The following is a 13,143-nucleotide window of genomic DNA, read 5'->3' on the forward strand; positions in this document are numbered from 1 at the left end:
GAGTTCGAGAACTTCGGCGCCTTCCCCAACGACCTCGGCCGCGAGTACCAGTGGGCGCTGCAGACGCTCCTCGCCGCGAACCCGAACATCGAGGGCGTGTGGGTGTGGACTCAGGACGGCGGGCCCTGGCGGGCCGGCCCCATGACGCTCTACCTCAAGGCGGGTTTCTGGCAGCTCTACGAGCTCGACACCGTGGTGGCCGCCGCGCTCGCGCGCGATCCCGAGACCGATGTCGCCGACGTCACGGCCGGCTGGGCGCGCCAGTGGTTCTCCGACGACCCCGCGACGGTGTCGGCGATCGTGCAGGCGATGGACCTCTCGCGCGAGGCCATCGAGCAGGGCATGTACATCGAGGCGTTCGCCGACAAGCGCGTGTTCGCCATCGGGCTCGAGCCGCCGCCCATGATGTGGATCTTCGAGTGGGACATCCTCACCGGCGACTCAGCGGTGCTCGACGTGCTCTACGCCATCTCGCGCGACTCGACGGGCGGCGACATCGAGTCGGTCATCGCCGGGGGTCGCGAGGCCGTCGAGACGGTCGAGGCGATGCGCGACGCGGTGGCGGGGACGGATGCCGCGACCTGGCGCGATCCCGCTCTCCACGACGCCTTCGTGGAGACGCTCGACTACGAGCTCGACGTGCTGCGGCTGCTCGGCGCCTACCGCGCGATGATCCTGCACCAGGGGCAGTGGCACGACACCCTCTCGCCCGAGGTCCATGCCCAGTGGGATGCCGACCGTGTCGAGTACGAAGCGCTCGCCGCCGCGCACCTGGAGAAGTACGAGGGGAACGTCGACTACCCGGCGTTCAACCTCACGGCGGCGCAGCTCGGCGTCGAGCGCGCCGAGCGGGACCTCGCGATGGCGTGGTTCTCGCGCGTGCTGCTGGTGCTCGCCGCCGCCTGGGTCGTGATCGGGATGCTCGCCGCGCGCACACGGCTGGTGCGCCGGCCGGGGGCCGCAGCGGCCCGCGCATCGTGGATCGCGTCGACCCGGCCGTGGCGCGCCCGCGAGTCGACCCTGGGCATGCTCGACCTCGACCGGTGGCTGCTGCTTGTGATCCCGGCCGCCCTCCTGGTGGCGACGCGCGCCGTGCAGACGTCGTTCCTGTCGTGGACCCACCTCGCGGTCGTCTTCGCGGGGTGGGCGATCTTCGCCCTCATGGTGCGGATCCTCGTCGGGCGCCGCTCGCCGTGGCCGGTGATCGCCGCCGTCGGCGGAGTGATCGTGCTGCGCTGCATCGTGACCCTGTTCGCCCTGTCGTTCTCGGGACCGGGCGGCTACTGGTTCGGGTTCTGGACCGAGCCGATGTTCCGCACCGCCTACATCGCGGTCGCGTTCGCCCTGTTCGTCTGGGTGTTCGTCGCCGCCGGCTGGGCCCTCTCGGCGCAGGTCGGCGCGCGCCGCGCGACCGGATACGTGCTCACGGCCATCGGCGCGGCGCTCGCGGTGCCGGCGGCCGTCATCGGCGCGATCGGGCTCGAGACCGCCCTCAGCCTGTGGAACGACGAGATGGGACTGCTGCCCTGGGGCCTGGCGAGGATCCTCGGCATCACGACCTACCTCGAGATCCCGCCGGAGACCCCGTGGATCGCCGCCGCCCTCGGCGCCGTGCTCTTCGCCGTGGGTCTGCTCCTCGCACTCCCTGGCCGGCGCCGGGTCGCGGCATCCGTCCCCGTTTCCTGAGGCGAGTTCGGTCGATCGCCGGCGCGGTTGGCGGGCTGCGCGGCGCATAACTCCTGCAGAGTGGCGGGGGCGCGGCATCCGTCCCGCGTGATTCCCCGGATCGCGTCGAGCGCCGCAGTGAAAGTGCAGGAGTTAAGCGCCGCGGCGGGGGCGAGGTGACCGTGCGAGGTGACGGTGCGAGGTGATGGCGCGGGGTCACGGCGCGGGCCCGATTCGTCCGGCGCCCGGTCAGTGGTGGACGAGCGCGCGGGCCTCGTCGACGTGGACGATCTCTTTGCCGAGCGGCATGAGCGACACCGGGACGAGCTTGAAGCTCGCGATGCCGAGGGGGATGCCGATGATGGTGAGGCACATCGCGACACCGGTGAGGATGTGGCCGATCGCGAGCCACCATCCGGCGAGGACGACCCACACGACGTTGCCGAGGAACGTCCCGACGCCCGCACGGGGCTTGTCGACGATGGTGCGGCCGAACGGCCAGAGGGCGTAGACGCCGATGCGGAAGGAGGCGATGCCCCACGGGATGGTGAGGATCAGGATGCACAGGACGACGCCGGCGAGCAGGTAGCCGAGGAACATCCAGAACCCCGACAGCACGAGCCAGATGATGTTGAGGAGGGTGCGCATGCATCGATCATGCCAACCGGATGCCGCGAACCGGCTGTGTGCGGGGTGCCCGGCCCGGTTTCCGGGCGAGTTTCGGGGTTGGGGGCGCCCCGCGCCGGTCGGGGCGCGCGAAACCCGCCCCGCCGGACCGATCGCGCCCCAAACCCGGACGGACGGACGGGCGGGCGTGGGTGTCGGGCGTCGCGCCTAGAATCGGAGGGTTATGACCGACGCCTCCGCGGCCGCGCAGCGCGCGGCATCCGTTCCCGTCATCGTCGGCGCGAACCTCGGGCCTCAGCACGCCGGCGCCCGCCCCGACGACGACCTTCTCGCCGGGCTCAACCCGCCGCAGCGCGAGGCCGTCACCTATCGCGGACCGGCGCTGCTGATCGTGGCCGGTGCAGGGTCGGGCAAGACGAGCGTGCTCACCCGCCGCATCGCGTCGCTGCTGCGCAACAAAGAGGCGTGGCCGAGCCAGATCCTCGCGATCACGTTCACCAACAAGGCGGCGGGCGAGATGCGCGAGCGCGTCGAGCACCTCATCGGCGACTCGGCACGCGGCATGTGGATCTCGACCTTCCACTCGGCGTGCGTGCGCATCCTGCGGCGCGAGGCGGAGCAGTTCGGCTTCACGAAGTCGTTCACGATCTACGACTCCGGCGACTCCCGCGCGCTCATCAAGCGGCTGGTCAAGGAGCACGAGGCCGACGCGTTCGGACTCACGCCTGCGGCCACGCAGAGCAAGATCTCCAAGCTCAAGAACGAGCTGTCGGATGCCGAGTCCTACGCGCGATCGGCGAACATGTCAGATCCCGCCGAGCGGGTCTTCGTCGAGCTCTTCGCGGCGTATCAGCGCGAACTGCAGCGCGCCAACGCGTTCGACTTCGACGATCTCATTGCGCAGACGGTGTTCCTCTTCCGCGCGTTCCCTCATGTGGCGGACGTGTACCGCCGCCGGTTCCGGCACATCCTCGTCGACGAGTACCAGGACACCAACCACGCGCAGTACGCGCTCATCCACGAGCTGACGCGGCCGATCGGGTCCGACGCCGAGCCGTATTCCGCCGGCGGCATGATGATCTTCGAGGCCGATCCCGCCGACGATCCCGACAAGGCCGGAGCATCCCTCACCGTGGTCGGCGACTCCGACCAGTCGATCTACGCGTTCCGCGGTGCCGACATCCGCAACATCAGCGAGTTCGAGCGCGACTACCCCGGCGCCAAGGTGGTGCTGCTCGAGCAGAACTACCGGTCGACCCAGAACATCCTGTCCGCGGCGAACGCGGTCATCAGCAACAACTTCGATCGCAAAGACAAGAAGCTGTGGACGGATGTCGGCGCGGGCGAGCAGATCGTCGGGTTCACCGGCTACTCGCAGCACGACGAGGCGCAGTTCGTCGCCGACGAGATCGAGACCCTCCGGCGCACGGGCACGGACTACTCGCAGATGGCGGTGTTCTACCGCACCAACTCGCAGTCGCGCGCACTGGAGGAGATCTTCATCCGCTCGGCGCTGCCCTACAAGATCATGGGCGGCACCAAGTTCTACGAGCGCGCCGAGATCAAGGACGCGCTGGCCTATCTCGTGGCCGTCGCCAACCCGGCAGACGAGATGGCCATGCGCCGCATCATCAACCGGCCGCGCCGGGGCATCGGCGATGTCACGATCGAGGCGATCTCCCGCTACGCGCAGGAAGAGGGCATCACCTTCCGCGACGCGCTCGCGAACTCGTCGGCGCTCGGTGTGGGTCCCAAGATCCAGGCGGCGATCGCGCACCTGGACGCGGTGCTGGCCGAGGCATCCGCGCTGATGCTTCCCGCCTCCGGCGAGCTCGCGCCGCCGACCGCGGTGGCCGAGGGCATCCAGCTGCTGCTGAACAAGAGCGGCTACTACGACGCCCTGCGTGCGAGCAAGGACGCGCAGGACGAGGCGCGCATCGAGAACCTCGACGAGCTCGTCGCCGTGGCGCGCGAGTTCGCCCGCAACAACCCCGAGGGCACGCTGCTGGACTTCCTCACCGAGGTGTCGCTCGTGTCGGATGCCGATGACCTCGAGGATGCGTCGGGCTCGGTGTCGCTCATGACGATGCACACCGCCAAGGGCCTGGAATACGACGCCGTCTTCGTCACCGGCGTCGAGGAGGATCTGATCCCGCACCGGATCTCGGCGAACGAGCCGGGCGGCCCGCAGGAGGAGCGGCGGCTGTTCTACGTCGGCATCACCCGCGCGCGCAAGCGGCTGTACCTGTCGCTCGCGATGACCCGCGCGCAGTTCGGCGAGGTCACCGTGGCGATGCCGAGCCGGTTCCTGCAGGAGATACCGGCCGAGCTGCTCACGTGGCGCCAGTCGCCGGGCGACGTCAACTCCCGCGGAGGAGTCCAGTCGCGGGCGCTGAACGCCCGGCGCGGTTCCGGATCGGGGTACGGCGGCTCCGGTGGTTCGGGCAAGCGGTACGGCGACGACCTCGTGCCGCTCCCGCGGCGCGAGCCGAGCGGCAACATCGAGCGGTTCGCGAACAGGATCCCCGCCAAGGTGCGCGACAACGGTGACATGGACCTCGCGCCGGGTGACCGCATCCGTCACGACGACTTCGGCGAAGGGCGCGTGGATGCCGTGACCGGCGAAGGCGCGAAACGTGTGGCGCACGTGCGTTTCGACGCCGCGGGGCCGAAGAAGCTGCTGATCAAGATCGCGCCGATCGAGAAGCTGTAGCCGAGGCTCAAGGGTTCCCAAGGCTTTCCACAGTCAACCGGACGCGATCGTCCGGCTCTGCCAGGATGTGAGGTGGCGCGGCCGGCACGGGACCGGAGCTCCCGCGCGACGCCTACGGGGTCTGCATGCCTTCGAGCTGGAATCGCGCTGTCTCGCGCGCCACCGCCACTATCCTTGCGACTGTTCTGGTGCTGACCGGTGGACTGCTGTCCGCGGTGCCTGCGCAGGCGGTCGCAGCATCCGAGGGCTCCCTATCCGGCACAGTCACGGATGAGTCCGGCAACCCCGTGCAGGATGTGCAGGTCACGGCGCACGTGCTCGACGTCCCGGGCCACGAAGGGTCCGCGTGGGCAGCCTCGACGGCTGCCGACGGCACCTATGTGATCGATGCACTGCCCGAAGGCGCGTATCAGGTCGAGTTCACCACTGCTTCGTCGTCGCCGAGTGTCGTCGGCGAGTGGTGGGACGACGCCGCAGACCAGGTCGACGCCGCCGTCATCACGGTCGCGGCAGGCGAGACGACCTCGGGGATCAGTCCGCAGCTGGCCGCGGGTGCGGAGATCTCCGGCACGGTGGTAGACGAGGCGGGTGCGCCGGTGGCGGATGTTCAGGTGCGCACCTATCGCTACATTCCCGCGGACGACTTCTGGGCGGGTCAGAGCGACACCTTCACCGGTGCCGACGGAACCTACTCCCTCCGTGGCCTCCGAGCGGGAGATTACAAAGTCGAGTTCACGACGGAGTCTGCAACGGCCGAGGTGGCGGGCGAGTGGTGGGATGACGCGCTCACCGAGTCGTCGGCGACGGTCATCCCGCTGAGCTCCGGCGACGCCGTCTCCGGGATCGATCCGGCGCTTTCCGCGGCCGGCTCGATCTCCGGCGTGGTCACCGACGGTGCCGGCACGCCGCTGCCGGGCGTGTCGGTCGTCGCACACTCATTTGACGAGGAGTGGGACTACTGGGTTGGCCGTGCATACGCCACGACGGACGAGAACGGCCAGTACACGATGCCCAAGGTCCGCCCCGGGACCTACCGGGTGGAGTTCTCAGGTTCGGGCTCGGGCGCCTCGGTGCTGTCGGAATGGTGGCAGGATGCCGTCGCGCCCGCGGAGGCGACGGACGTTGTGGTGGCAGCCGGCGAGACGACCTCGGGCATCAGCCCGGAGCTGGCCCGTGCGGGGAGTGTCACCGGGGTCGTGACCGACGAGAACGGCGCACCCGTTCAGGGCGTGGTCGTCACCGCGTGGGCCGAGGATGTGCCCGGGTTCGAAGGCAGGGGCTGGGGGTATGAGACCTCAGAGGACGGGACCTACCTCATCGATCTGCTTCCCGCCGGCAGCTATAGAATCGAGTTCACGACCGATCGCGCCGCAGCGAGTGTCGTCGGCGAGTGGTGGGAGAGTGCCGCCGACGAGGAGTCGGCGACCGTCATTGCCGTGCACGCCGGAGCCACCACCGAGGGGATCAGCGCGGAGCTGGCTCCGGGAGGCACGATCTCCGGAACGGTGACGGACGCGTCCGGCGGGCCGGTTTCGGGACTCATGGTCTACGTCTCGTCGGCCGGCACCGTCGGAGGGTTCCAGACGTGGGGGGCGACCGACTCCGATGGCCGGTATGTGGCCCGTGGCCTCCCCGCCGGTCAGTACCTCGTCCGATTCGAGGGGTCGGACGACGTCGTGGGGGAGTGGTGGGACGACGCGCGCACGAAGGGCGAGGCGACCTTCGTCACCGTGGCCGCCGGGACCGAGGTGCCCGAGATCAGCCCGCAGCTGGCTGCGGCGGGCGGGATCGAAGGGGTCGTCACCGACGAGGCCGGCGCGCCGGTCGCCGGGGTCCATGTCCGTGTCACACCCATCGGGTCCGACCCCTTCGACATCGGTCAGCGCATCGCGGTGACGGCCGAGGACGGGTCGTATCTCGTGCGCGGTCTCGCCGCAGGCGATCACACCGTCTTCTTCGCGACAGCAGAAGCGTCCTCCAGCGTCCTCAGTGAGTGGTGGGACGACGCGCAGGGCAAGCCGTCGAGCACGCCCGTCGCGGTGCAGGAAGGTGCGACCACGCCGGGCATCAGCCCGCAGTTGGCGGCAGGCGGGCAGATCAGTGGAACCGTGGTGGCCGGCGATGCCGCCGCATTCCCGAACTACGAGGTGCATGCCTACTTCGAGAACGAGCAGGTCTCGGCGTACTCGTACGTGCAGGCCGAGGACGGCGCGTACACGATCCGCGGGCTGCGGTCGGGCACCTACACGCTGCGGTTCACAGGCTTCGACGCCTCGGGCAAGGCTCTTGTCGAGTGGTGGGATGGTGCGCCCGATCGGGCATCTGCGACCGAGGTTCCGGTGACAGTGGGCACTCCGGTCACCGGGATCGACGTCCTGCTGTCGGAGGGCGACGGGTCGATCGTCGACACGAGAAGCGCCGCGATGTCGGGGACCGTCACCGATGCGCTCGGCGACCCCGTGGCCGATGCCGAGATCTTAATCATGCATCCCTCCGGGCAGGCCGGCACTGGGACCTCGACGGATGCGGCGGGCAACTGGTTCTACGGGGGCCTCAACGCCGACGACTACAAGGTCGCATTCCGGGCGACGCTCGACGGTGACGTCGTCACGGAGTACTGGAACGACGCGAGCGACTTCGACAGTGCGGAGGTGGTTACGCTCGGGCCGGGCGAGCAGCGAACAGGCATCAGTGCGACGCTCGGCGGCGCACCCGCCCCCGCACTGGAGTCGGCCGTCCCGACGATCTCGGGATCTGCGCGGTTCGGTGCCATCCTGACAGCGGTACCGGGCGCGTGGACCGAGGGGGCGACGTTCGCCTATCAGTGGCTGGCCGACGGGAATCCGATCCTGGGTGCGACAGCCGCGACGCTCGTCCTCGGTGCCGCGCAGGTCGGACGCAGCATCTCGGTGGTCGTCACCGGGTCGAAGGCCGGGTACGAGTCAGCCTCGATGATCTCGCTTCACACCGCAGCCGTTCAGCCCGCGGTGCTCACCACCGCAGTGCCGAGCATCTCCGGCAAGCTCCTCGTCGGTTCCACCGTGACGGCGAAGCCGGGCGCATGGACACCGGGTACCGCCCACGCCTTCCAGTGGTTCGCGAGCGGCGCCGCCATCCCGGGAGCGACGAACGCGACGTTCACGATCACGCCGGCGCAGCTCGCAAAGAAGCTCACCGTGCGGGTCACCGGGTCACTTGCCAACTATTCACCCGCCGTCGTCACCTCCGCGGCGAGCGCGACCATCGGGGCAGGGGTTCTCGCCACCTCGACGCCGACGATTTCGGGGACGCTGGCGTATGGCTACACTCTGACCGCCGCGCCCGGAACGTGGACGAGCGGTACGTCCTTCACCTACCAGTGGTACGCGAGCGGCGTGGCGATCTCCGGAGCGAGCGGCACGACGCTGAAGCTCGGCACCTCCCAGAAGGGCAAGGCCATCACGGTCAAGGTGATCGGCAAGAAGACCGGCTACTCGACTGTGACGAAGATTTCTGCGGCGACCGCAAGGGTTGCGACCACTGCGACTCCGACGATCTCGGGAATCAGGGCCGTCGGCGCCACCCTCACCGCCAAGACTGGCGCGTGGACGACGGGTACGGCATTCTCCTACCAGTGGTACGCGGATGGGGCGCCAATCACGGGGGCTACCTCCTCCACCTACGTCCTCGCATCGGCACGCGAACACGATCGCATCACTCTGAAGGTGATCGGTCGCAAGTCCGGTTTCGGCACTGTGGCGCGGTTCTCCGTCGCTACAGCGCAGGTCATGCGCGCAGGGACACCGTCGATCTCGGGATCGGCGCGGGTAACCGGCACGCTCACGGCGGCAACCGGCACGTGGACCACGTCGGCGATTCTCACGTACCAGTGGTACGCGAACGGCTCCGCGATCAGCGGGGCGACGTCGAAGTCGCTCAAACTCACCACAGCACACGCGGGCAAGACGATCACGGTGAAGGTGACCGGCCGCTTGACGGGCTACTCGACCGTGGCGAAGACATCGCGTGCGACCGCCGCGATCGGATACCCCAGCCGGACCGCTCCGAGCAGCACGTGGTCTTGTCCGTCGTGGGCGCCGATCAAGGGGAACGCGGACTCGATGATTTATCACATGCCCTGGCAGCGGTACTACGACGCGACCCAGCCGGAGGACTGCTTCCGCACCGAGACCGCCGCGGTCGCCGCGGGATATCGGCGCGCGAAGGTGTGACCCCCTGCGACGTAGGCGGCGGTCCGGCGCACCCCCACAAGCCGATACGTCGCGGGTTCGGGGCGGCGAATGACCGCGACACGCCGCGGGGCTCGGCGTGTCGTGCCCGGTTCGCGCCCCGAACCGGCGGGATGGGCGCCCACGTGCCCCGGGTTAGGCTCGACGCATGGCTCTCTTCTCGCGCCGGCCCAAGGATGCTCCCGACTCGAAGGGGACGGATGCCGCAGCCGACGCCGCGGGAAGCGACGCCCCCGTGAGCCCGGCCGAGCCCGCGGAACCCGCCCGCCCGGCCGAGCCCGCGGAACCCGCCCGCCCGGCTGAGCCGGTCGAGCCTGGGGAGCCGGCCGCGCCCGCCGAGCCGGCCGAGCCCGCCGAGCCGGCCGAGCCCGCGGCATCCGTGTCGATCTCCGTCTCGTCGTACGGCGGCCTCGGCGCGCCGGGACCGGCCGCGAAGCCCACGCTGCAACCGCGTCGCACCGCGCGGGCGGCGACGAAGGTGGCGCCCGCCAACGCCGAGACAGTCCCCGGCCTGCGCGACAACGTGCTCGTGCGCGAAGCGCTCGCGCGGCTCGGCGACGGCACCGCGCCGCAGGCGCTCCTCGACGTCGCGCGCCAGATGCTGCAGGGACACCTGTTCCTGCGGGTGAAGGGCGACGCCCGCACACTCCTGGCCGAGGGACGGGAACTGCCGCTGGCCGTGATCAAGGTCGACGACCGCCAGTTCGCGCTCGCGTACTCGAGTGGCGCGGCGCTGCAGGCGAGTGTGCGCGCGGACGGTGACGTCGACACCTCGGCGATGGGGCAGCCGGTGCTCGCCGTGCTGCGGCACGTACTCGCCGGGCCCTACGAGGGGCTGATCATCGACCAGTCCTCCGCTCCGGCGCGCGCCGTGCTTCCGCGGCCGCTGCTCGAGAAGGTCATGGAGAAGGTCGACGAAGAGCTCACGGTGAAGACCATCCTCGCGGGGGAGCGCACCGACGCCACGCCCGCGGCCGTCGCGACAGCGCTCGCCCGCGTGCCGCTGTGGGTCGCCGTGGGCAAGGTAGACGACGGGCGCCCGGGGCTGGCCGAGGGGCGCGCCGAGGATGGTTCGCGGTATCTCGAGGTCTACTCCCACCCGGTCGAGGTCGCCGTGATGGGCCGCGGTGACCAGGCGGCGCCGGTGACGGGCGCGCAGCTCGCACGAGCTCTCGACGGCGATCCCGAGATCTCGGGCGTGATCGTCGATCCCGCCGGTCCCTGGATCCGCCTTTCCCGCGCAGACCTCGCCCCGGTCTTCGCCTCCCGCTGAGCCGGGGTTGACCTCGCGCCTGCATGCGCGTACCGTTTACTCAATCAAGTGATTGATAAAGACAGAGGTTGATAAATGGGTGCCGACGTTGCTCTCGACCGGGCCTTCGCTGCGCTCGCCGACCCGGTGCGGCGCGCGATCGTCGCGCGGCTGAGCCGCGGCTCGGCCACTCTCGGCGAGCTCGCGGAGCCGTTCGACATCTCACTGCAGGCCGTGTCGAAGCACATCTCGGTGCTCGAGGACGCCGGCCTCGTGTGGCGCACGCGCGAAGCGCAGCGCAAGCCCGTCCACCTCGATGCGGCCGCACTGGAGCGGCTCACCGCATGGATCGACCGATACCGCCTCGACGCGGAGCGCGCCTATCGCAGGCTCGACGCCGTGCTTGCGGCATCCGCCCGGGCCGAGGCATCCGGAACGTCCTCTCAGACCCCTCGCAAGAACCGCAGCACCCGTACGAAGGAGAAGGAATCATGAGCAATCCGCTCGTCATCGACGCCGTGCCGGGCACGTCCTACGCCGACATCACGCGCGAGTTCGAGGCGCCCGTCGAGGCGCTGTTCCGGGCGCACGCGGATCCGGCGCTGTTCGCGCAGTGGATCGGACCCGGCGAGGAGCGCACCGAGATCACCCACTGGGACTTCCGCACCGGCGGCGGCTACCGGTTCGTGCAGCGCGACGGCAGCGGCGAGTACGCCTTCCGTGGCGTCTTCCACACCGTCCGCGAGAACGAGCTCATCATCCAGACTTTCGAGTTCGAGGGCTGGCCCGACGAGGTCAGCATGGACGTCATCCGCTTCGAATCGCTTCCCGGCGGACGGTCCCGCCTCGCCGACCACAGCGTCTTCCCGACCGTCGAGGTGCTCGAGAACATGGTGGCGGAGGGCATGGAGCGCGGCATGCGCGAAGGGTACGAGAAGCTCGACGCGATGCTGGCCCAGGCGGTGTGAGATGGGCACGGTCGTCTGCTCGGCCTCGATGTCGCTCGACGGGTTCGTCGCGCACGAGAACAACGACCCCGGGCGCCTCTTCGACTGGTACGAAGCCGGTGACGTCGAGGTCCTCACCGCGAGCGAACCGGCCTCGTTCCACCTGACGCCGGCGAGCGCCGACTACTGGCGAGCCTGGGTCGGACAGCTCGGATGCCTCGTGGTCGGCCGCCTGCTGTTCGACATCACCGACGGCTGGAGCGGAGTGCATCCGCTCGGCGTGCCGTTCGTCGTGCTCACGCACGAGGTGCCCACGGACTGGCAGCACGCCCACACCGGCAACGCGCACTTCGTGACCGACGGAATCGAGGCGGCGATCGCCACTGCGCAGGAGATCGCCGGGGACCGCGCCGTCGCGCTCGCCGCGGGCACGATCGCCGGTCAGGCGCTCGTCGCGGGCCTCGTGGATGAGGTCGCGGTCGATCTCGTCCCGGTGGTGCTGGGCTCGGGGCACCGCTACTTCGCCGACGTCGACCCCGCCGCGGTGCGGCTCGGCGACCCCACGACGGTCATCCCGAGCACCCGAGTCACCCACCTGGTGTTCCCCGTCGAGCGGTGAGGCTGTTGCGGGGGTGCGGGATGTCGCGCCCCGCGCCTAGGGTCGAGGCATGGCGTCCGAGCGCATCACCCTGACCGTTCCCGGCCCCGAGGGCGACCGCGAAGTCGGGCTGTCGAGCCCGAACCGCGTGCTGTGGCCCGAGCTCGGGATCACCAAGCACGAGTTGGCGGAGTACGTCATCGCCGTCGCCGAGCCGTTCCTCACCTCGAACGGCGACCGGCCCGTCTCGCTCGAGCGGTTCCCCGAGGGCGTCGACGGCGAGCGCTTCTACTCGAAGAATCCGCCCAAGGGTGCGCCGTCGTTCGTCCAGGCCCAGACCGTGACGTACAACAGCGGGCGGCGGCATCCGCAGCTCATCCTCACCGAGATCGCGACCGCCGTGTGGGCCGTGCAGATGAACACCATCGTGTTCCACCCGTGGGCTTCGCTCGCGACCGACACCGACAATCCGGTCGAGCTGCGGATCGACCTCGACCCCCAGCCGGGCACGGACTTCGCCGATGCCGCAGCCGTCGCTCCCGCGCTGCGCGACGTGCTGGCCGAGGCGGGGCTCACGGCGTTCGTCAAGACCAGCGGCAACCGCGGCATCCACGTGTTCTGCCCCATCGAGCCCGAGTGGGAGTTCCTCGACGTGCGCCACGCGGTCATCGCCGCGGGGCGCGAGCTCGAGCGGCGCATGCCCGACAAGGTCACCATGAACTGGTGGAAGGAGGAGCGGGGCGAGCGCATCTTCATCGACTTCAACCAGGCCAACCGCGACCGCACGATGGCCGGCGCCTACAGTCCCCGCGCGCTCCCGGGGGCGACCGTGTCGACGCCGCTCACGTGGGACGAGCTGGCGGATGCCGATCCCGCCGCCTTCACGGTGCGTTCGATCCCGCAGCGGCTGGCCGAGGCGGGCGACCCGTGGGCCGGTTTGCAGGCGAAGCCCGGGCGCATCGACACCCTGCTGGAGTGGTGGCAGCGCGACCTGGATGCCGGGCTCGGCGAGCTTCCGTTCCCGCCGGATTTCCCGAAGATGCCGGGCGAGCCGCCGCGCGTGCAGCCGAGCCGGATCAACCCCGAGAACTGGCCGAAGCCGGACTGAGCCG

At 70.0% G+C, this 13,143-nt stretch carries 8 protein-coding genes and 1 pseudogene; 8 read left to right on the plus strand and 1 reads right to left on the minus strand.

Annotation, left to right across the window (positions count from 1 at the left end):
- Window positions 1–1,686 (plus strand): annotated as a pseudogene (locus ACE3O1_RS05475) (hypothetical protein); the annotation flags it as partial.
- Window positions 1,687–1,914: 228 nt separating this feature from the next.
- Here ACE3O1_RS05475 and ACE3O1_RS05480 read toward each other — a convergent pair.
- The gene (locus ACE3O1_RS05480) at window positions 1,915–2,313 is read right to left on the minus strand and encodes a YccF domain-containing protein (protein WP_374313240.1); all 399 of its coding nucleotides are present in this window, start codon (window positions 2,311–2,313) and stop codon (window positions 1,915–1,917) included.
- A 202-nt stretch (window positions 2,314–2,515) separates the two neighbouring features.
- Here ACE3O1_RS05480 and ACE3O1_RS05485 point away from each other — a divergent pair, with 202 nt between their 5' ends.
- The 7 genes from ACE3O1_RS05485 (at window position 2,516) to ligD (ending at window position 13,139) form a co-directional block, all read left to right on the plus strand.
- Window positions 2,516–5,005: an ATP-dependent helicase gene (locus ACE3O1_RS05485; protein WP_374313242.1), complete on the plus strand. Its 2,490-nt coding sequence runs from the start codon at window positions 2,516–2,518 to the stop codon at window positions 5,003–5,005.
- A 188-nt stretch (window positions 5,006–5,193) separates the two neighbouring features.
- On the plus strand, window positions 5,194–9,216 hold the full coding sequence (locus tag ACE3O1_RS05490) for a carboxypeptidase regulatory-like domain-containing protein (protein WP_374313244.1): 4,023 nt from the start codon (window positions 5,194–5,196) through the stop codon (window positions 9,214–9,216).
- Between the two features lie 166 nt (window positions 9,217–9,382).
- Window positions 9,383–10,507: an SseB family protein gene (locus tag ACE3O1_RS05495; protein WP_374313246.1), complete on the plus strand. Its 1,125-nt coding sequence runs from the start codon at window positions 9,383–9,385 to the stop codon at window positions 10,505–10,507.
- Between the two features lie 75 nt (window positions 10,508–10,582).
- Window positions 10,583–10,981 carry an ArsR/SmtB family transcription factor gene (locus ACE3O1_RS05500; RefSeq protein WP_374313248.1) on the plus strand — a complete coding sequence of 133 codons (399 nt, stop codon included), beginning with the start codon at window positions 10,583–10,585 and terminating at the stop codon, window positions 10,979–10,981.
- Window positions 10,978–11,454, plus strand: a complete 477-nt coding sequence (locus tag ACE3O1_RS05505) for an SRPBCC family protein (RefSeq protein WP_374313250.1) — start codon at window positions 10,978–10,980, stop codon at window positions 11,452–11,454. The genes ACE3O1_RS05500 and ACE3O1_RS05505 overlap by 4 nt, the downstream gene beginning before the upstream one ends.
- Before the next feature lies 1 nt (window position 11,455).
- Window positions 11,456–12,052, plus strand: a complete 597-nt coding sequence (locus tag ACE3O1_RS05510) for a dihydrofolate reductase family protein (protein ID WP_374313253.1) — start codon at window positions 11,456–11,458, stop codon at window positions 12,050–12,052.
- A 49-nt stretch (window positions 12,053–12,101) separates the two neighbouring features.
- Window positions 12,102–13,139: a non-homologous end-joining DNA ligase gene (gene ligD / locus ACE3O1_RS05515; protein WP_374313255.1), complete on the plus strand. Its 1,038-nt coding sequence runs from the start codon at window positions 12,102–12,104 to the stop codon at window positions 13,137–13,139.
- The last annotated feature ends 4 nt before the right edge of the window (window positions 13,140–13,143 follow it).

Origin of the sequence: Microbacterium sp. (assembly GCF_041909575.1) — a bacterium.
GTDB lineage: Bacteria > Actinomycetota > Actinomycetes > Actinomycetales > Microbacteriaceae > Microbacterium.